Source organism: Methanobrevibacter millerae, from assembly GCF_001477655.1.
GTDB classification, from domain to species: Archaea; Methanobacteriota; Methanobacteria; order Methanobacteriales; family Methanobacteriaceae; genus Methanocatella; species Methanocatella millerae_A.
Genome location: NZ_CP011266.1, coordinates 375,794 through 398,971, shown reverse-complemented (window position 1 = coordinate 398,971; position 23,178 = coordinate 375,794). Strand labels below are relative to the sequence as shown.

14 protein-coding genes are annotated in these 23,178 nt (G+C 32.0%); 5 read left to right on the top strand and 9 right to left on the bottom strand.

Features of this window, described 5'->3' with window-relative positions:
* Positions 1-204: 204 nt before the first annotated feature.
* Positions 205-4,047 (top strand): Ig-like domain-containing protein, encoded by a 3,843-nt coding sequence (locus SM9_RS01380; protein ID WP_058738434.1) that lies wholly within the window; start codon positions 205-207, stop codon positions 4,045-4,047.
* Between the two features lie 66 nt (positions 4,048-4,113).
* Here SM9_RS01380 and SM9_RS01375 read toward each other — a convergent pair whose 3' ends face one another.
* Positions 4,114-4,602, bottom strand: coding sequence for a MarR family winged helix-turn-helix transcriptional regulator (locus SM9_RS01375; protein WP_058738433.1), 489 nt, complete (start codon positions 4,600-4,602; stop codon positions 4,114-4,116).
* Between the two features lie 166 nt (positions 4,603-4,768).
* Between SM9_RS01375 and SM9_RS01370 the strand changes: the two genes are divergently transcribed.
* A complete protein-coding gene (locus SM9_RS01370; protein WP_058738432.1) occupies positions 4,769-8,212 on the top strand; it encodes a C1 family peptidase in 3,444 nt (1,147 codons plus the stop codon).
* Between the two features lie 97 nt (positions 8,213-8,309).
* Complete coding sequence (locus SM9_RS12560; RefSeq protein ID WP_083495797.1) at positions 8,310-8,504, top strand: transposase; 195 nt, start codon at positions 8,310-8,312, stop codon at positions 8,502-8,504.
* A gap of 190 nt (positions 8,505-8,694) precedes the next feature.
* On the opposite strand, the gene SM9_RS01365 is transcribed toward SM9_RS12560, so the two are convergent.
* From SM9_RS01365 to SM9_RS01355, 3 genes are all read right to left on the bottom strand, one after another.
* On the bottom strand, positions 8,695-13,722 hold the full coding sequence (locus SM9_RS01365) for a beta strand repeat-containing protein (protein WP_198144404.1): 5,028 nt from the start codon (positions 13,720-13,722) through the stop codon (positions 8,695-8,697).
* 379 nt (positions 13,723-14,101) lie between these two features.
* A complete protein-coding gene (locus tag SM9_RS01360; RefSeq protein WP_058738430.1) occupies positions 14,102-14,350 on the bottom strand; it encodes a hypothetical protein in 249 nt (82 codons plus the stop codon).
* A gap of 114 nt (positions 14,351-14,464) precedes the next feature.
* The gene (locus SM9_RS01355; protein WP_058738429.1) at positions 14,465-15,307 is read right to left on the bottom strand and encodes a right-handed parallel beta-helix repeat-containing protein; all 843 of its coding nucleotides are present in this window, start codon (positions 15,305-15,307) and stop codon (positions 14,465-14,467) included.
* Between the two features lie 183 nt (positions 15,308-15,490).
* On the opposite strand from SM9_RS01355, the gene SM9_RS12255 reads away from it, so the two are divergent.
* Entirely contained in the window at positions 15,491-15,628 is a 138-nt protein-coding gene (locus tag SM9_RS12255; RefSeq protein WP_232299147.1) for a hypothetical protein, read from the top strand.
* 89 nt (positions 15,629-15,717) lie between these two features.
* Here the strand turns inward: SM9_RS12255 and SM9_RS01350 are convergent, their stop codons facing one another.
* From SM9_RS01350 to SM9_RS01330, 5 genes are all read right to left on the bottom strand, one after another.
* Positions 15,718-16,371, bottom strand: coding sequence for a DUF447 domain-containing protein (locus SM9_RS01350; RefSeq protein WP_232299146.1), 654 nt, complete (start codon positions 16,369-16,371; stop codon positions 15,718-15,720).
* Between the two features lie 178 nt (positions 16,372-16,549).
* Positions 16,550-17,128 (bottom strand): zeta toxin family protein, encoded by a 579-nt coding sequence (locus SM9_RS01345; protein WP_058738428.1) that lies wholly within the window; start codon positions 17,126-17,128, stop codon positions 16,550-16,552.
* A complete protein-coding gene (locus tag SM9_RS01340; RefSeq protein WP_058738427.1) occupies positions 17,112-17,309 on the bottom strand; it encodes a hypothetical protein in 198 nt (65 codons plus the stop codon). Before SM9_RS01340 ends, SM9_RS01345 begins: the two co-directional genes overlap by 17 nt.
* Before the next feature lie 311 nt (positions 17,310-17,620).
* A complete protein-coding gene (locus SM9_RS01335; RefSeq protein ID WP_058738426.1) occupies positions 17,621-18,640 on the bottom strand; it encodes a Fic family protein in 1,020 nt (339 codons plus the stop codon).
* A gap of 456 nt (positions 18,641-19,096) precedes the next feature.
* Positions 19,097-22,249, bottom strand: coding sequence for an Ig-like domain repeat protein (locus tag SM9_RS01330; protein ID WP_058738425.1), 3,153 nt, complete (start codon positions 22,247-22,249; stop codon positions 19,097-19,099).
* 478 nt (positions 22,250-22,727) lie between these two features.
* On the opposite strand from SM9_RS01330, the gene SM9_RS01325 reads away from it, so the two are divergent.
* On the top strand, positions 22,728-23,138 hold the full coding sequence (locus SM9_RS01325) for a hypothetical protein (protein ID WP_058738424.1): 411 nt from the start codon (positions 22,728-22,730) through the stop codon (positions 23,136-23,138).
* The last annotated feature ends 40 nt before the right edge of the window (positions 23,139-23,178 follow it).

The following is a 23,178-nucleotide window of genomic DNA, read 5'->3' as shown; positions in this document are numbered from 1 at the left end:
TGAAATTAATAAGTAAATTATTAATATTAATTAATTAAAAAAATAATTATATAATATATTTCTTACCATATTTGGTTTATGTATATTATTCTAGAATAATTAGTACTATACAAATAGAAAAATATGATTTAAAAATGCCAAAACGGATTGGCAATGATGAAACATGTTAATCTATTTAATTTTACAAAACAACGGAGGAAAAAAATGAATAAAAAGATATTTTCATTATTACTTGTGATATTCGTATTAATATCACTTTCAGCTGTAAGCGCAACTGAATTGAACGATGACAAATCTATCATATATTCATCTGATGATAATGCAATTCTTAGTGTAGATGCGAAGACATTTTCTGACTTGTCAAATGACATTAACGGTAAAGACAGCATAACACTAGAATCTGATTACCAATATAATGAATCTGACGAAGCTGCTTTAAATAATGGGTATATTGACATAACAAAAGACATCACTATTGATGGTAATGGAAACGGCATTTATCCAACATCTAGCGGTAAACTCTTCAATATAAGTGAAAATGTTAGTGTAACTATAAAAAATACAATAATTACCGGTGACGGTAACAGTCCACTCATTTTATTAAACAATAACTCTGCAGTTTATCTTAACAACTGTAAACTGATAAATAATAAATATGAAAAGAGTCCATTTATTGGATTGGATGATGAAATCGGATCAATGACTATCGAAAACAGTGATATCATAAACAATACTGTCTATACACTTTTCCTATCAAAAGTAATGACAATAAATTCAAATAGAATTATTAACAATACTATGGACGGATTTGAAAGCACACAAGAAATTGTTGTAAATGACAATGTATTCCTTGCCAACCAATACCTGTACTCAAATGCTAGGGAAAAGTTAATAATGGAAGGTAATTACTGGGGTACAAATGATGCTCAATCCGTTATGAAAGAATATGCAATGATAGTTCCTCACCGCTTCGCTTTTACTTATGCCAGTTTAAACATTGATTATCCTGAAATCAAATATATCGGTGAAACCGGTACAATTACATTAAGCATTGATAACGACAAATTGCCTGAATTTGAAATTCCTGTTGCACTTTCAAATGACAATGCCGAAATCAATGCAACCACCATTACATTAGGCGGAGGCAAAACCGTAACAATCGCAATCACATTAAAAAATAATGGAACAAGCGAATTGATTATCGGTCAAAATTATGGTGTTACAAACGAAGACACAATTGAAACTCATTTATTTGAAATCTACAACAAAGGTGACTGGTACTTCAATGATGAAAAAATAGTTGATTTGGAAAACATTACCATAGATTTAGGTGGAAAAATAGATGAAGCAGTCATTAAAGCATTGAACAACACCATCCCACAAGGAACTGAAATTACAGTGACAGTTGGAGAAGACATATTCACCACAAATACAACTGACGACAAAGGAAGTTTTGTATCAGACTTATCATCTGTAGAATCAGGAACATATGATATTACTTTCCATACCGAAGGATATGAAGATGCATCCACAACACTTGTTGTTAACACCCAATTAAACTTAATCGGTGCGGATGATGCTAAAGTTGGTGATGCTAAAACAATTATTGCTAACGTAACGGCAAAAGAAGGGAACCTTACTTTATATGTTAACGGTAAGAAAAATCAAACAGTCCGTGTGAACAATAAAACAGCAAGCATAGACTTAGGAGAACTTGAAGCTGGAAACTATACTGTATATGCTGAATTCAGTGATGAAACCGGAAAATATACTCCAGCAACCTCTGAAGAATATTCCTTTGAAATAACCAAATATGCTACTTCAATTAGTTTAAATGAAAACAGCTATAAAATTTATGCTAAAGAAAACATAACTGTTTTATATGAAATAACTCCAAACAATGATGATATTCCTGTTAACTTCACAATTGCTGATGAAAGTATTGCTTCATTTGACGATGGCTTGATTAAAGGTATTATCGCAGGAAATACAACAGCACAAATCATCATTACTGAAAACGACAAATATTTAGGATCCAATGCAACAATCACTGTTGAAGTAATGAAAATAGATGAATATGATGCTAACATATCCAGTGATGTTAACGAAGTTATTTTAGCTTTACCTGAAGATGCAACAGGTAACGTTGCAGTATATGTTAATGGAGAGTTATACGAAACAGTTGCTGTTGAAAATGGAGAAGCATCAACCACCCTTAAAAAACCGGGAAACTACACAGTTAGAATGGATTACGAAGGTGACAATGTATATGCATCTAAATCAAATGAAACTTCTTTAGAAATAACTAAAATGAAATCAGAAATTTCAATGAATACTCAAGACATAAACGTTACTGATAAGGACTCTCCAGTTGCAATAATCACCATGCCCGGTGCTGCTACAGGTAACATCACAATTAACGTTAATGGTAAGGAATATGTTGTTGATATTAACTCTTCAACAGTTAGAGGATTAAATGGTATTTTAGTAATGCCTCTAAGAAACACAGATTTGCCTGCAGGAGAATACAATATAACTGCAACATACAACGGCGATGAATATTTCTTAGAATCAACCGCTAACGGCACATTCAAAATATTAAAACTTGAATATGAATTAGACTACAAATATAATGGAACAACTGTTGTTGTAACCCTTCCCGAAGATGCAACTGGTGAAATAACATTAGACATTAATGGTACAGTCATCAAGGCACCTCTCATTAACGGAACTGCTACATTTAACATAACCGATGTTCCATTAGGTCCTGAAAATGCAACCATCTTTTATCCTGGAGATGACACATACATAGGATTTGAAGATGTCGTACCTATGGTTACAGAAAAAGGAATTGTATTGACTGTGGAAGATTTAATCAAATATTACGGCAATGATGAAAAAGTTAATTTGAAAGTAACAGACTGTAAACTAGTCCCGTATGCTAATCAGAAAGTGAACATTACCATCAACGGAAAATCATATTCCAGAACCACTGATGAAAATGGAACTGCATCATTTGCAGTCAATTTAGGATCCGGAGAATATGAAATTACTGCTGAAGTAAACGGAACAAACAGTACTGGAAAAGTAACAATATTGCCTACCGTGAACGGCACAGATATTGTTAAAGTATTGAGAAACGGAACCCAGTACTACGCAACATTCGTTGATTCTAATGGAAAATACTTAGCTGACGGAACTGAAGTACAATTCAACATTAATGGTGTATTATATAATCGTAAAGTAAATGGTAATGAGGGTTTAGCTAAATTAAATATTAACCTCCCACAGGGAGAATATATTATTACCGCTACAAACCTGGTCACTGGTGAAAATGGTGCAAATAAAATTACTGTCATTTCAAGAATCATTGAAAACAATGACATAACCAAATACTTCAGAAACGAAACCCAATACACTGTTAAAGTAATCGGTGATGATGGCAATCCTGCCAGTGCAGGCGAAAAAGTTATATTCAACATAAATGGTGTATTCTACACCCGTGAAACCAATGCATCTGGTATAGCTAAATTAAACATTAACTTAAAACCTGGAGAATATATCATCACTGCAGAATATGGTGGATGTAAAGTTGCAAACAACATTAAGGTATTGCCAGTTTTAACTGCAAACGATCTCCACATGAACTATAAAGACGGATCTGTATTTGAAGCTACATTAGTTGACGGTCAAGGAACCCCAAGTGCAAATCAGAAAATTGAATTTAACATAAATGGAGTATTCTATTACCGTATCACCAACAGTGCAGGCGTGGCCAAATTAAATATCAATTTAGAACCTGGATCATACATCATTACTTCAACATACAACGGATGTTCAATTTCAAATACTGTTACAGTTAATGATCATACCCTTACTGGAAGTGAAATTGAAAACATTGCAAAAACTTCAATTAACAATGATAACTTCAAAGTAGGAACTGCAACATTAAACAGCAACGGAAATTGGAATGTTCCTGTATATGATTCAAAAAATAATTTAATTACAACATTGATATTTGATAAAAATGGTAATGCATTAGGATAAGCATGCTCTTATCCTTTTTTATTTTTTAATTTAAAAAAAAGATTTAAAGGAGAGTTCTCCTGAAAACTATTGATTTTTTTCATTCAATTCAATGGCATTGTAAGCCAGAGTTTTTAGTTTTTCAAAAAATTCATCATCCAAATCATTTAGACCGACTTCTTCTTCCCATCGATTATTTATTTCTATAAGAGTAGGAATCATTTCCATTCCTTTTTTAGTTAATCTCAATACATATTGGCGGCTGTCACTAGGGGATTTTTCCTTGGATATATATCCATCCTTTTCCAATTTGGTAATGGCTTTTGTAACGCCGCTTTTCGTTAAAAATAAAAATTCAGTCAATTCCTTTTGAGTGCAGGTTTCCTTTCCCAAAAGAATCAGCATACACATTGCCTGAAGCAGGTTTAAGTCATGTTCAGCAAGTGAATCATTCAAGTATTTTCTATTGTTTTTATGAAGAATATATAATATTTCACCAAATCTGTCATAAGTATGGGATTCAACAACTTTTTCAAACTTAATAATAACTCCCCCATATCCGGTTAAGAATATCATATATAGATATGTTATTAACACTTTAAATATTTTGTTAACTAGTTAACTAATTGTCTTTCCAGTATACTATTTTTTTGAAACTGAAATTATCGAATAAATTTTATCAAAATATGTAAAACTATTTTAACAACATATTATATAATATTATAATTAAGGAGGAAATAAATTGAAAAAAATAAAATATTTTTTAATATTGTTAGTTCTTTTCATATCTATCAGTGCAGTTTCTGCTGATGATGGAAACTTCACATCATTACAGACAGATATAACTACAAGTACTGGTAGCATTGAACTAACTCAAGACTATGTATATGACAATACGACGGACAGCGAATTGAAAAATGGAATAGTTATTGAAGAAAATAATTTTGTTGTAAACGGTAACGGCCACACTATTGACGGTTCAAACCAAAGCAGAATATTTTCAATTATAGGTTCCAATGTTACCCTGAAAAATCTTAATTTGATTAACGGAAATAATAAAATAGGTGGAGCTATTTTAAGCAACAATTTAACAAACTTTGAAAACGTTACATTTACGGGCAACACTGCAGAATTTGGTGCTGCAATAGCAGGTACAAATTTAATCATCGAAAATAGTAACTTTACTGACAATCATGCAGAAAAAGGAGTTGTATATTCAGAAAGTGGAAATTTGGAAATTGAAAATTCACTATTTGCAAATACAACCAATTTAAAATTTTCAATGGTTTATGCTACAGGTACACTTACAATCAATGATTGTGCTTTTGTAAATGCAACATCAAAATATGCGACAGCAGTATACAGTAGTGGGAAAACAAAAATTAAAGACTCTGTATTTTCAAACTTATCTGCAGAATTCACTGCAGGAGCAGTTGCATTTAAAGGAGAAAAATCCGTGGAAATTGAAGACACCATCTTTATCAACACCCATGCTAAAAAGAATGGTGGAGCAATATTTGGCGATTTCTCAAGCGACAATTCTGAAAATGCATCATTTGGATTAACATTAACTAATGTATCAGTCATGAATGCAAGCGGAGATTATGGAGGAGCAATCTGTAATTTAGGTGGTATTTTAATTATAGAAAATTCAACAATCATAGAAAACACTGCATACTATGGTGGTGGAGCAATTTATACATCAAATGCAAGATTTGGTATTGATAATAGCCTAATTGCTGGAAATAAAATTAATAGACCAGATTACGGAAATGGTGGAGGAATATATCTTGATTATTCTCAAAAATCCATCTTTGAAAATAACAAATTTATGAACAACACCAAAAATGCAATTTATATTTATGACAGCAACTTTGAAGTTGTGTCCAACATATTTGAAAATAATGGTGAAGCGATATATGCTGTATTTGCAGGAGACTATGAAATAAAAGATAATGATGGAGAAGACACAATAAACTTAAATAATACTGATTATATTACCCTTGTAGATGAAACTGGTGCAAAAATAGAACTTAACGGCAGCAATATCACCATAAAAGATTTACCAGTTAAATTTGATGCACGTGACTATAACTGGACAAGTTCTGTTAAAAATCAGGGCGATATGGGTTCCTGTTGGACTTTCGGTACATGTGGAGCACTGGAAGCTGCATTGAAAAAAGCAACAGGAATAGAATATGATTTCTCAGAAAACAACATGCAAAACAGCATGTTGCAATATTCAAAATATGGAGTAAAAGGTTCTACAGAAGGAGGGAATAGGGAACAAGGATTAGTTTATATCATAAGCTGGATGGGAGTACTTCCTACAGAAGCAGATGCCTATGATGAATTAGGTAAAATATCCCCATTAATAGACACTGGATTAAATATCCATATCCAGGATGCCCTCTTTGTCCCTTCACGTAAAAATGCAACAGACAATGATGCACTTAAAAGAGCGATAATTGAATGCGGATCTGTTACAACAGGATACTATGCATACGATGATGCACCATATTTCAACAAAAACACTTCAGCATATTACCAAAACAATATGTCAAGAACAAATCATGCTATTTCACTTGTTGGTTGGGATGATAACTATTCTGCAAGCAACTTCGCAATGAAACCTGCCGGAGATGGAGCATTCATCATTAAAAACAGTTGGGGTGCAGACTCCGGAATAGACGGATACTACTACATATCATATTATGATACCAGTTTATTAAATACAACATTTGCTATTGGATTTATCATTAACAATACTGAAAACTACACCAAAAATTATCAGACAGATTTAGGGGGAGACTTATCCAGATATATTTTTAAAGAATATAAAGTGACTTATGAATCCGAAGGAAACGATACCATAAGCGCAGTTGGAACATATTTTGATTCAAACGAAGATTATACTCTTGAAATTTATGTTAATAATGAATTAATGCACACACAAAACGGTACTTCACCATTTAATGGTTTCCATACCGTTAAATTAACAAAAGGAATTCAAGTAAAAGAAGGAGATAACTTCACCGCTCTAATGAAAAAAGACAGTACATACCTATTAGAAGATTCAAGACAACATTACCAAGAAAACACTACTTACATATTAGTTAATGATACTTGGAAAGACTTAGCTTCTGACAAGATGACCGTATCACTAAAAGTCTTTACTAAAAATTCAGATGCAACATTACAAACTGAAGATTTAGTTAAAATCTATAAAAACGAATCACAATTCTATGCAGTGATTGATGCTGCAAATCAGACAGTGATATTTGAAATCAATAACCAAAACTACACCCGTACCAGCAATGCAAGCGGCGTTGCAGGCATAAACATTAACTTGAATCCAGGAAAATACTCAATAAAAACAACATACGGTAACATTACTGCATTAAATACTATTGAAGTATTACCTACATTAATAGCTGACAATCTCGTTAAGACATTTAAAAACCAATCACAATTCTACATTTCATTGATTAACAAATCAGGAAATTATGTCCCAAATACTCCAATTACAATGAACATCAACGGAGTATTCTACAACCGTACAACCAATGAAAACGGTACTGCAAAATTAAACATCAACTTAATCCCTGGAGAATATGTATTAACCGCAACTGATCCTTTAACCGGTCTTCAAATGTCATACAACATTACTGTTTTACCTACATTAATTGCGGACAATCTTGTTAAATACTTCAGAAACGAATCACAATTCTACATTTCATTGTTTGATAGTGAAGGAAATGCAGTTCCTAACACTGCAATTACAATGAACATCAACGGAGTATTCTACAACCGTACAACCAATGAAAACGGTACTGCAAAATTAAACATCAACTTAATCCCTGGAGAATATGTATTAACCGCAACTGATCCTTTAACCGGTCTTCAAATGTCATACAAGATTACTGTTTTACCAGTATTGACTGCAGAAGATTTAACTATGCAATATAAGGACGGTTCCCAGTTCAAAGCAACATTAGTTGATGGTCAAGGTAAAGCATTAAGCGGAGCTAAAATTCAATTCAACGTTAATGGAGTATTCTATTATCGTACCACCAACGATGAAGGTGTTGCAGCATTAAATATTAATTTAATGGCTGGAGAATACATAATTACTTCACAATATGAAAATGCAGCAATTTCCAACAAAATAACCATATCTGCATAAGAGGATTTATCATATCCTCTTAATTTTTCTTTTTTAACATTTTATAGATAGTTAGCAAACTTCTTTTATAAATGTTTCAAGCCATTTTATTTTAAACATGGATTTAATCCATTTACCACCATATTCTCCAAAATATAATCCAATAGAACAAGTTTGGAGAACAATAAAAGCTAAAATTTCAAGAAAATTTATAACTAGCATAGAACAACTAAAATTTATCTTTGAAAATGAATTTAAACAAGTAATTAATAATGAAAGTTATTGGAAAAATTGGCTCTGGAAGTTCCTATGAATTTTTATAATTTTTAGTGTCGTGAACTATAGATAAAGTATTCTAAAATTTACACAAAAATCGGTTTTTACAGCATATACTTGAAAAACATATATCCACATATTTTAATAGAAATTAATTTGTTTAATGAAACAGTACAGAAAAAAACATGCCGATTAAAAAAAAAGAAAAGTGTGAATGAATATTCACACTATGCAGTTATAACTATATTATTTGCTATATTTGAACCATTATAACTTGAAGTTATAATATATTGACCTATCGGCAGGTTAATGCTTAACTTAGCCTGACCTGAAGAATCAGTTACCCTATTGTATAAAACACCATTCACATTGAATTGAACTCTTTGTTCAACATATGGTTTTCCCTGACCGTCGAGGAGTGTTGCGACGAACTGATCTGAAGTGCCGTACTGTTTAGTTAAGTCACTTGCAGACAAAATAGGCAATACTTTAATGTTGTTGGATACTCTGCAATTTTTGTATTCAGCAGTGATTACATAATCTCCAGGAGGTAAATTAATGTTTAGTTTAGCAATTCCTGATTCATTGGTAGTACGGCTATAAAATACGCCATTAATGTTGAATATTACAGTTTCGCCTGCACCAACTGCATTGCCGTCATCACCAATCACTTTTACAGTGTATTGTGAATCATTTCTGTAGTATTTGACCAAGTCATTGTTTTCTATGAGTCTTGAAATGACAGTTACATTGTTTGCGGCATTTTCACCGGTTATCGGATTCATTGAGGTAATAATATAATGTCCAGATTCTAAATTAATGTTTAATTTTGCAAGGCCTTCATCACCAGAGACTTTACGGTCATACATCACACCATTGATGTTGAATCTCACCATTGTTCCGTCAGGAAGATAATTGCCTTGAGAGTCTTTAAATGTTGCATAGAACTGAGTTCCGTTCCTGAACACTTTAACAAGATCAGTTGCATTGACTGTAGGCAAGACCGTGATAGTTGAATAGACTGTATTATTGCCAACAGCAGCAGTTACGTTATATTGTCCGCTGACTAAAGAGATGGCAATGCTTGCAGTACCATTATCATTAGTTGTTCTGGTATAGTTAACACCATTAACACCTATGACCACTGACCTGTTAGCCAGAGGATTATTCTTGGAATCAGTGACAATGACTACAAACCTTTCAGCGCCGTTGTAGTATTTGCTTACATCCGGAGCGGATATGACAATGTCCTCATTAACTGTTACTGCAACAGTTTTGTTTTCAGCTGCAGCATAGTTATCATTACCAGCAAAAGAGACTGTAATTGTGGCACTACCAACACCGACAGCATTGACATTACCTTCCTCATCAACAGTTACAACAGAAGAATTACTTGAAGTGAAAGTTACATTTCCTGCATCGGCCGGAATCAAATCAGCAGAAATGCTTGAATTATAACCCTCTATCAAATCAAGTGTTTCATTGGTTAGGATAATTTCCGTAGGTGCCCTGTTTACAGTTATTTGAACAGTTTTATTAACAGAATTATGATCGCCGTCAGCTATTGTTGTTACGGTTAAAGTGTAATTTCCCACATTCAAATCATAAACAGGAATAGTGAAGTTATCAATTACATCCACATCATTTTCATCGATTTTAGCAGTGATAGCTGTAGCCCCTTCAGTCTCTATAGTGACATTGATGGATTCTCCATAATTCAAGACAATATCATCCAGAATTATTATGGAATCAGCTTTAGTAATATTAATTGTTCCATTGCTGACTGTCAGATTATCCAATTTGCTATGGGATGCGCTGACATTATACTCACCATATTCATCAAATGTATATTCTGCCCACCAGGTTCCATTATCACCATAAGTTGCATTGATTTCAGTGCCGTCAGGCAATATGAATAATAATTCCCCACCTACAACTTCATTTGGAATATTTGATTCCGCAGTAATGTTTACTGTCCTGTTATTTGTTGCAAGAGAAGTAACATTTGCATATAAATCCATGTTTGTGAACATATTTTCCGCCGCAGTGTAGTATGAATCCTCATCGTGGCGAACAACAATGAAATAATCAGCAGCACCATCCAAAACAATCGTACCGTTTTCATCAGTGACTTCAGCCACATTTATAATATTGCCATCAACAATACCCACAATAGTAATGTTTTGACCTGCTTCCCTATTGGATCTTGTGATATTAGAACTGTCAGTATTTGCAATTCCGTTTGCACCCCAATAGGCCACATTGCTAAAATTAACGATATCCGGAGAATAAATCGCATTTAAAAGATTATCCCTACCCATAAAAACGATTTCGATATTGTCTTCGCTTATGGTTACATTGAAAGGAGCAGTATCATCCACATTAGCTTTATTGTTTAAGAAACTAGAATTGGAAATAGTTTTAGAGTATGAACTACCGAAGAAATAAATTGCTGATCCAACAGTTGCATTATTGCCATCAAAATTACAGTTTGTTACATTAGCATTACCCCCGAAGTAAATTGCTCCACCAGAACTGTACTCACCAGTTGCTTGGTTATCAGCAAAATTACAATTTGTTACTTCAGCATTATTCAGTAAGTGAACTGCACCACCCAATCTTGCTTGGTTATCAGTGAAATTACAATTTGTTAGACTACCAAAACCTATACTAATAGCACCACCATTACTGGAAGCATTGTTGTTAGTAAAAGTACAATCTGTTACATTACCCTTACCAAAGAAGTAAACTGCACCACCATCACTGGAAGCAGTGTTGTTAGTAAAAGTACAATTTATCACATCACCAGCAGAACTCAAGGAAAAATAAATTGCACCACCTCTGGTTGCATTATTATCATCAAAATTACAGTTTACCACAGTACCAATATCGCTAAAGTAAACAGCACCGCCTTCTTCAGCATGATTGTCCTTAAATGAAACATCTTCAATAATACCCTCGCCGGCAGCTATTGCACCACCGCTGACTGCTGAATTTGCAATAAATTCTCCATTGAATATTACATTTTCAAAGCTTTTAAAGAAATTAACTCCTCCGCCCGTAGAAGCATTATTACTGATGAAATTGCTGTTGAATGTAATATTATGGGCAGTTTCCCTATAGTTTACAGCACCACCATATTTAACAGCAGTATTGTTTATAAAATCACATGTGAATATGCTATTTGTTGAGACGTTTTTAAATGTTATTGCTCCACCATTACCATTTGTTTCATCAACTTCACCTAAAGCACTATTGTTAATGAAATAACCGGTAAAGTTATTATTATCTGTAGTGTTGTAGAAAAACATTGCTCCACCACAAGATTTAGCAACATTGGAAGTGAAGTTAGAGTTAAATTTATTATAGTTTGCCTTTTTGTAAAAAAAGATTCCTCCACCATAAAGTGCATAATTATTCGTGAAAACACCTTCAAAACTATTGTTTTCAGCTAAACTATAGAAAAACATTGCTCCGCCACTGGCTTCACTTGCATTATTTTCATAAAATTCAGCGGAAAAATCATTATCCATTGATTGTCCATGGACATATATTGCACCGCCTGCCCTTTCAGCATTATTGCCTGTGAAATCACCATTAATTGTGACATTATTAACCTCACCATTAAAGTATATTGCACCACCATTAAACGCACTGTTGTTAGTGAATACAGAATTAATTTCAGAATTTGAAATAGCATTCTCAACATATACTGCACCACCAGATTCGATAGCATTATTATTACTGAATGTTGAATTCAATATATTTATATCACCTGCAAATATTGCACCACCATTTTCAGTTGCATTATTGCCTGTGAAATTACAATTTAACACAGTACCAGAATCCACGAAGTAAACTGCACCACCATTTACAGTAGCAGAGTTGTCAGTAAAATTACAATTTGTCACAGTACCAGAGGACATCCTTATAGCACCACCACCAACACCGTAATCACCAGTTGCCTTGTTGTTATTAAAATTACAATTTGACACATTACCAGTACTCTCGAAGTAAACTGCACCACCATCATAATATGCAGTGTTGCCAGTAAAATTACAATTTGACACATTACCAGTACTCTCGAAGAAAACAGTACCACCATCTATAGAAGCATTGTTGCCAGCAAAATTACAATTTGACACATTACCAGTACTCTCGAAGTAAACTGCACCACCATCTACAGAAACAGTGCTGCCAGTAAAATTACAATTTGACACTTCACCAGTATCCGCGAAGTAAACTGCACCACCATAATCAGTTGCAGTGTTGCCAGTAAAATTACAATTTGACACATTACCAGTACTATCGAAGTAAACTGCCCCTCCATAATATGCATTGTTGCCAGTGAAATTACAATTTTCAACACTACCAGAATACATCCAGACAGCACCACCAAAGTTTGCATTGTTGCCAGTAAAATTACAATTTGACACAGTACCAGTTCCATTAAGTTCAATAGCCCCACCATATCTAGCAGAGTTGTTAATAAAATTACAATTTGTCACAGTGGCAGTATCATAACTCCCTGAAAAGTAAATTGCCCCTCCGCTAGGTGCAGAGTTACCTTTAAAATTACAATCTTCAACAGTAGCAGTATATTTCTCACCTTGGAAGTAAATTGCTCCACCATATCTAGTTGCAGTGTTGCCAGTAAAATTACAATTTGACACAGTACCAGAAGACATCCAGACAGCACCACCCTCTTCAGAAGCAGTGTTATCAGTAAAATTACAATTTGTCACTTCACCATTGCTATTGAAGTAAACTGCACCACCATTTACAGTAGCAGTGTTGTTAGTAAAATTACAATTTGACACAGTACCTGAAGTAGCTGAACTAGTAAAGTAAATTGCTCCTCCATTATCGTCATAGTTTGCATTTTTAATGGTTAAGTTTTTAATTGTTACACCTGAAGCACTTACATAAAATGTACGGATGTTTGATCCTGCCATGTCAATGACTGCGCCGTTACCATTGATAACACCCGGAGTGTTAATTTCAATTGTGTCACCATCGCCAGCATTATAACGATAATGGCTTTTTGTTAAGTTTCCACCAGAATTTATATCATTACGTAAGTCAGAATATGATCCTTCACCACTGGTGAGTATTTCAGCATCCTCTGTTTGTGTCAGCATATTGTCATTTTCATTTGTTTGTATTTCATCGTCAGTTAATGTTAATTCCATTTGATTATCTTCTTGGGTTGCTATTGTTGTTTCGTTTGCATCTGCAGCACACGTCGCAGACACCGTGCATATAAAAATAGCAAATACCATTATTAGCATTAGTTTAGAATATTTCATTTTTAAGGAGTCTCCTGAAAATATTTTATCTTGAAAAAAAATGTTTCAGTTGATTCGAACAATTGTAAAAATATTTACCATTTGTTCAAAAAAATCTAAAAACATTACTAAATTATTATTCACAATAATATATATAGTTACCTACTTAAAAATATACAAATCCAAAGAATATTAAAAAAATAACTAAACAAATAAAATATAAATTGATAATTTATAAATATTTGTTCATGATTTATCCAAATACTTCCCCCATCACTAAACAATCAGTATGCATGAAAACATCACTGAACAAAAGAAGAGAAAAATATGGCTCCTCACTTTATTATTAAACATATGATAATATAAACTGATATTTACCTTCCAAAATATCTTGTGGTATATTGGATTTTGCAGTGATGTTAACAGTTCTGTTATTGGTTGTCTTGGAAGTGACATTCACATTGAATTTAGTGTTGTTTGAGATTGTTGTTTCAGCTTCAGTATAGTATGAATCTGTGTTATGGCGAGCGCTTATGTAATAATTTTCACCTGCAATTATATCCAAAACAATCATACCATTCTCATCTGTGACCATAACATCACTTAAAACAAGCTCGTTATTAACAACTACACCAACAGTGATGTTCTGACCCTCTTCCTTATTGGATACAGACCTAGAAGCACTGAGAGTTGTAATTCCATTTGCTCCTCAATAAGTCACATTGGTAAAAGTAACATCATCGGGAGAATAAATTGCATTTAAGAGGTTATTTTGGCCTGTGAAAATAATTGTAATATTATTATCATTTTTAATTATTTCTAAAGCTTCTGCATTTGCTCTATTGTTTAAAAAAATAGAATTGGAAACCGTATGGGTTACACGATTATTCCAGAAGTAAATTGCAGAACCAGTAGTTGCATTATTGCCAGTAAAATTACAATTTGTCACTTCACCTTTACCCACGAAGAAAACTGTACCACCATCATTGAAGTTATTGCTAAAATTACAATTTGTCACAATTCCTGACTTTTCAAAGAAAACTGCACTTCCATTTCCGGTTGTTTTACCATTTGTGAAACTTATGTTTTTCAATATTACATTGTCTGCGGTTATTTTGAATATTCTTGATTTTTCTTTTGCGTTGATTTTAAATCCGTTTCCATCTATTGTTATGGATTTGTCAATATGGATTCCTTCAATATCAAAACCGCTTTCCCATTCGTAATTCTCAGTTAGTGTAAATGTTGAACCAGGTTTTGCCGCAGTAATATTGCCTTGCAGCTCAGCAAATGTTCCACTATTTCCTTCACTTATCAGTTCATCATTTCCTGTTTGACCTATTAGTTTGCCTTCCTCGAAAGACATCATCTCATCAGCATCTACTTGTGACAATTCAATTGTTGAATCATCTTCACTGGCCAGACACTGGTCGCACCAAATATGAATATGACCAGTACCAGCAAGAACATTATTTTCTTGTATTTCATGAGTTTCAGTTCTCCATTTATTGTAAAAAAATATTTTTAAAAAATTGTTATAATCAAAACACACATTCTAAAAGACAATTTTTGGTTTAAAATATCCAATTCTTGCTTAAAAATTTATCAAAGAATATATAAAAATATAACGAATTTAGAAAATAAGAGCAGACATTTGAATTCTTAACCGGGAAAAACATATCTTTGAGAAAATATATAGACAGTATTTAAAAAAGATGAAATTTGGAAAAATACCATGGATGAAAAAGAATGCTATAACTGCAAACACATGGAATTTGATATTAGCCTTTGCACCCAATATTACTGTAGATTCCATGAAAAATTAGTTAAAATAGATGATAGGTGTGATGACTGGAGCCAATCATCTAATTAAGTCTATTCTGTTGAATAACTATTTTTAAAGTTATTTTGGTTTCATCACTATCCCCTGTGCTCAACTAAAATTAAAGGTAAATTCATGGCCTATTTAACATCAAAACCCTTTTCTATCATGCTGTTTTTAAGAATCTCCATAGCTTTTATCGTGTCTTGTCCTGAAACCCTCTTAATCATTCGGTTGTTTTCATTAAACCTTCCGATGAAATAATCCTGCTGCTGCTTACTAACAAGGTCAAGTCGAGTATAGTTTGTAAGGCATTCAAGAAGCGCAAAAACTCCTCGGTTTAAAGCCTTTGCACACGGATTGTTTTTGACGATTTCTACAACATCACTGCTTATGATATAAGCCTCACCATTTGATGTTACATGGTCTTTAATGGGATCCATTTTTCTAATGTCTGTGACATCGCAAATGATATATGCTTCTGCATTTTTTAATATTGCAATATTTTCATCATCTGTAAACTCTTCAATATCCAGGTTTCCGATGGTTGACTTTACAAAATTTATAGGATCAAAAGTAATATTTACAACATATTTCCTTGTTTCCATGATGTTTTTCAGAGTTTTGGTACCGACAAATAACCTGCATCCAAGTTTATTTTTGCCTTTGCATACAATTCCTATTGGAGCTGCATTTTTTACACCGTCCTTGCTCATGGTAGTGTAAATCCCTTCATATTTCTGTCCTTCTTCAATTCCAACATCTGCCAAATCCATAACCATTTTATCATCCATATAAATTTACATTTTCAATATTATAGTATATTTCTAATCTAATTAAAAATTATTGTGAAAAATTCTTTGATTTAATAAACTACTATTTATAAACCTACCATTTTAATGAATATCATCCTATATTTCCTATGAAATATTAAAAAAATTGTAAAATAGAGACTCACAAATAGTGGAGGAATTAATTTTCATATTTATTTATTCCAGTAAGCTTTTCAATATCTGAATAATTCCAATAGTTATTTTCCCAGTGATAATACACATCTTTTCTTTTCTTAAATATTCTAAATGGAGAGACAGTATTGTCATAAATATGGACAATATCACAAGTTTCTATCAATTCGGGAATTAAATTGAGAGCCTTTTCATATCTTGATTTAATCTTATCTTCAGGAACTCCATGACCTCCCATGGATTGTCTCATTCTTACTCGTGCGATATTTATTTCATAATCATCAGTGAGAACATAAATGCATCTTAGAAAATATCCTTTTTCTTTAGCTTTTTTAAGTAACTTCAGATTTCTATCTGTAGAAAGCACAGTTTCAAATGTGAAATCTTCACCTTTTTTAAGCATTAATTCTCTAAGTTCTTCAGCTTTTTGTGCAGCTTCCAAATCACTGCATAAACTTGATTTTTTAATATCATCCGCATTGATATACACACCAGCAGTTTTTGCCATACGGGTTATTGTGGTTTTACCACTGCCATTGGGACCTGCAAAAACCATAACTTCCGGAAGCCTATTTTTCTGAGACATAAACTCTCCTTCCATCAGGATACTCTAAATAAGCACGTTTATTTTCATCATCATAACCAGCAATAGGAAGTCCTTTAATTTTACATATATCTTGATCAATTTTAATAGATGCTTTAAATCTTTCCGTAAGTTCTTCATCAGAAATTCCATATGTAGAATCTAATTCATTTTCTTCAACCAAAACAAATCCTCCTTATTACTAATTTATACTATAAAATATCAAATTCATTAATAATAAATATTTTCAAAATGCGACTAGATGATAAAACACAGATACACACATAAACTGATATTAATATACTATTGATTTGACAACACTAAAAGAATGATGAATTCATAATCTGGTTGATGATTAAGATATTTTTTGGTTGATGATTAATTTTTTTAAATTCCATAAATTACTTATTTTATGATTTAAAGCATTTTTATGGAAAATAAAAAAATAGTGTTGGTTGATGATTGTGGTTGATGATTACTGTTTTAATCACAAATTTATCTTAAATTATATTCCGTATTTCTACCTTTTCCAGTGCTTTTAATTAATTCTTTATTTTTTAATTTTCTAATAATTTTATAACTGGCCTGAGGGGAAATGTTTAACATCTCTTGAATATCCTTATTTTGAATATGCTTTTTTTCTTCAAGAAGAGTCAATACAGAAATTTCATTTGGGGTTAATTCAATAGTATTGTCATATTTTGATGTGATTTGATCCAACTTCAATACTTCAGATTTGACTTTATCTATTGAATATAGCACACCTTGACAGAAATATTCCAACCAATTTGTTAAATCATGGTTTTTATCGGCACTTTTTAGTGCATCAACATAAGCTTGCCTATCTTGATTGTAATATTCATCCAAGGTGAAGTAGTTATCAATATTAAACTTATGGATTGACAATATTAATGTTGCCATAAGTCGGCTGGTACGTCCGTTTCCATCAACAAATGGGTGGATACGTACTAATTCATAATGAAGAATTCCTGCGATAATGACCGGATACATTTCATCTGTTGAATTGTTTAACCAATCCAATAACTCATCTATCAAACCAGGCACTTTATAAGGATCCTGAGGAATATAATTTATTTTTTTAGTTTGTAGATTACCAATGAATACACGAGTGTCCCTGAATTTACCTTCATATTCTGGATTTTTTAATAAGTCTTTAGTGAGGTCTTTATGTACAGATAAAATTGTGTTTTTAGTAATTGTTTTATCGGAATATTTATTTAAGTTGTTCAATACATTGAAATAATTCAATACATCTTGTTCTGCTTTTGTTGTTGGTTTTTGATTGTTATTGATTAATGTTTTTACTTCTTCCAAGTTTAAGGGATTTCCTTCTATTGATGTTGAATAATGTGAAGACTTGATTAGAGCATCCTGTTTCAATTTAGTGTCATATAAGGGGATGATTTTTGCATTGCTAATAATTTCTTTAGCCGAAGCGATTTGTGCAATATACTTTACAATTTTATCGGTATACTTAAACTGAGGCTCAAACATGTTATCAACTTATTTTTCTTAATTATTATAACATATGTGGTTGATGATTAAGTATTTTTTGGTTGATGATTAATTTTTTAAAAGTCTTTAAAATACTTATTTTATGATTTAAAGAGTTTTAATAAAAAATAAAAAAATAGTAATGGTTGATGATTAAGGTTGATGATTATGACTCTAAGTCATATAAACTGATATTAATATATCTATTGATTTGTCATGAAAAACAATATATTATGAATTATAATCATGAAATGACAAAATCTTATCATTAATATATTATCATGACAGAAAAATCAATATTTGCAGATATCCAACATGACTTTTTGTTTTAATAGATAACCTAGTAGAATATACTTAAAAAACAGATTAATAAAATATGCATTTAACAAATTAAGTATTGATTTATTTGTGCATTAATGTAATTAAAAAATAGAAAAAGAGTCGAGGATATTGTCCTCAACTTGATATTGTTACTTTGTTTGATAATGCTGCACCATTTTCATACATTGATGTGATGATGTATTCACCGGCCATCAAGTTAATGTTTAAACGAGCAATACCATTTGCATCAGTTATTCTTTCGTAAAAGACACCATTGATGTTAAAGGTGATTTTTTGATTTGCAAATGGATTTCCTTTACCATTCAATAGTTTTGCTTCAAACTTGGTTCCGTCACGATATTTCATGTTAACATCTTTTGCTGAAAGAATTGGCAATACTTTAACTGTGTTTGATGCCCTCAAACCATTGTATTCAGCAGTTACGATATAAGTTCCCGGAATCAAATTGATGTTCATGTTTATGTATCCTGAAGCATTAGTTTTTCTTTCGTAAAATACTCCATTAATGTTAAGTTTGACTGTTACTCCAGCATTTACTGGTTTTCCGTTACCATCAAGAATTCTGAGAGTGTATTTTGACTCATTTCTGTAGTATTTTGTTAAATCATGGTTTTCCACAATGGACGGCAATACTGTAATTACTGTCGTGTGCTGTTCGCCTGATGCAGGATTTTCTGCTGTCAATATATATGTTCCTGGGTTCAGGTTGATGTTCATCTTTGCAATACCCTGATCGCTGGTGGTTCTTGTATAATAGACCCCATTGATGTTTAATCTAACTGGAGTATTTTTCAACACATTTCCCTGAGAATCAACGAATGTAGCATAATATTGTGTGTCGTTTCTAAAAATTTTAGTGAAGTCATTTGAAATGACAGTATCTTTTACAGTAACAGTAGAATATACTTTAATTCCACCATATTCTGTTGTTATTTTGTATTTTCCACTGTTTAAGTTAATTGCCATTGAAGCCTGACCATCACTGTCAGTTGTTCTGATATAAGACCTGCCATTAAGATTAATAGTCACATTCTTACCGACAACTGCTTTATAATCTTCCTTAACAGTAACAACAAATCTTTCAGACCCATTATAGTACTTGGTTAAGTCAGGTGCAGAAACTTCAATTTTAACATCCTCAACTGTGAACTTGACTGAAGTGGAAGAAGATGATTTATGGTTAATATCACCACTGTAGGTGGCTTTAGCTTCGTAAGACCCCACAGCCAAATTATTTAATGTATATGTAGCCTTACCACCATTAACCTTAGCAGAATAATCCTTGCCGTTAACAGTGAAAACCACATCACCAGAAGCAGTTGAAGGATCAATCAAAGCAGTTAAAGTAACACTATTGTGTGAATTCTTGGCATAAGACAAAGTATTTTTAGTAGTTAATTTATTAATAACAACCTTAGCCTTTGTTGAAATATCTTTATAAGTTACAGTAGCATCATAACTTCCAGCATTCAGGTTTAAACCCAAAGAAGCCTTACCATTAGCATCAGTCGTTCTGGTGTAGTCAACACCATTAATGTTAATATTAACATTAGCATTAGCAACAGGAGACCCACCTTCAGTTAAAGTAACTTCCAAACGTTCAGAACCACCGTAATTTTTAGTAACGTCCGGAACATCCAATTTGGTTGATGATTCAATTGGTATTGGGATAGTGAATTCTGAAGTAGAACCTCCTATTCCACCAACACAGGATATCGTTGCATCATGAATCCCTCCAGATAATCCATTTAAATCAAATGAAGCTAAACCTTTTGAGTCCAAAGATTTTTTAAATGTTTTACCTGCTATGTTTAAAGTAATGTCTCCTGAAAGGAAATTACCATTATAATATCCATGAACGGTTAAAATATTATCCTTTAATGAAATTCCTTCAGAATACAAATTTGAAAGATTTTGTTCAATTTTAATATTGGATATTTTAGAGACCAGATTACCCTCTTCATATATTAATCCAAGGGACTCATCAAATGAAATCATTTCCCCACTCCAACAGTAATTATCTGCAAAATAACAATTTTCAATATAATTAAAAACATAATCGAAATAAATAGCACCACCATAAGAATTAGCAGAGTTTTTAATGAAATTACAGTTATTTACAACAGTGTTAATACATTCTCCATAAGTTAATGCTCCGCCATAGGAAGCACTATTTTCAATGAAATTCAGTGAATGCAAAATATGATTTTTACCGTTGATGAAAATAGCTCCACCAGTTCCGGCAGAATTCTTGGTAAAATTTGAATTAACTAAACTTACTTCAGATTCTTTTCCCAAATAGACTGCACCACCAGCTCGAGTAGCAGAATTATTTATAAATTTACAATTATATATTTCTGCATTACCTCCTAAACTAATAGCACCACCCAAATCTCCATGATTACCCGTAAAGGTAGAATCTTCAACTTTTACATCACCTGCAGCTGCAATAGCACCACCATCCCCATGATTATTAGGATATGCATCATTATTTATGAAATCAGATTTTTTTACATTGACTTTTCCCCATGCATTTAAAGCACCTGTATTATTGCGAAATATTGAATTTTCAACAGTTAAATCATTATCTGAATCAATAGCAATAGTATAATCATTATCATAAAATGAACAAGCATTTGCAAAAACATTTTTTGCAGAAATTACACTTGATGCAGTATAACCCGAATTTGAATTTCCGGAATTTTTAGTGAAAGTACATCTGTTTATTGTAACATCAGCACTTGAATAAACTGCAGCACCGCATCCATCCTGAATATAACAGTTTATAAAATTACAATTGTTTAAAACTAAATTTTTTTCACTATATATAGCTCCACCATTATAAGAACCTGCTTCACTATAATGACCCATAACATAAGCGTTTAAAAAATCAATATCATTCAAAACAACATTACTGGAAGTAATGTAGAAAATTCTGGACTGTCCATAATAACTGCCATCAACATCTATTTTATGTCCATTTCCATTGATGGTTAAAGCTTTATCAATTCTTATTCTATTTGGATCAGAACTATCATCCCTTAAATAATCATTATTTAAAGTGATAGTTGAACCCGCCTGAGCATTATTAATCTTTTCCTGTAATGCCGTGAAAGTCCCGGCATCCTTTGCACTTAATTCATTGTCTATTGATACACTTAACGTATCATCGATTATTGTCTGATTTATATCTTCTGTCGCTGATACAGCAACAACAGAAACAATAAATACAACCAGACAAATTACTATAAAAAATTTTCTCTTCATAATTTTCCCCCATTTTAAGCCGTTTTATATATAAATACCTAAAATATAGTTAAAATTTTATCAAAAGATATATAAATATATGGCGATTTAAAAATAAAAAAAACTTTTTTTGGAAAAAATTCTGAAAATAAGAATAGAAAAATGTGAAAATCAATGAATAAGATTCAAAATACTTGAGTAATATAAAAAATGATTTTCTCTTTAAATATATTAGAATTTAAAACAATGTAATATATGATATTTGCCCAATGATGTCCCGAAATACAATATACTGGATTAAATGACACGGTAAATCATCAAACAAATTATATAAGTTGATAATTATGAAACAAGAGTATGAAAAAAGCATTTCTATAAGGCGGGATAAAGATATGGTACGGATGATTGAACTACAGCAAATGCTACCTTTAAACACTTCAAGTATCATGCGGTTAGCTCTAATAAAGTTTTACAGGGAACAGAAGAAATGGTGATCTTAATGGATAGTCCAATATACTATTTTAAAAAACAACTACTTCAAGATAAAGAAGAAATAAACTTTTTCTTAGACTTATGTAAACAATATAAGAAAAAAGATAGACATTATTATAATCTACCGCTTCCAGATGAGATTTATGAAAAATATGAAAATGGTTTAGACCATAATAGATACAATAATATAAACAATTTAAATAAATACGAAGAAGAATTAGAATTTTACAAATGGGTGGCGGAAGAGTACGATAAAAATGATTTCATAATAACAGATTTTCATTTTAATAGAGGATTAAGAAATGACGATGATATTTTAAAATTCTATATAAGCCCTGATTACAAAAAAATAGCACATGAAATTTGTGATGAAATCGAAACAAAAATAAATATACTAAAAAATAAAGGAAAAAATTAATAGAACCATTGTAAATCACTACAATATATTATGTGATATA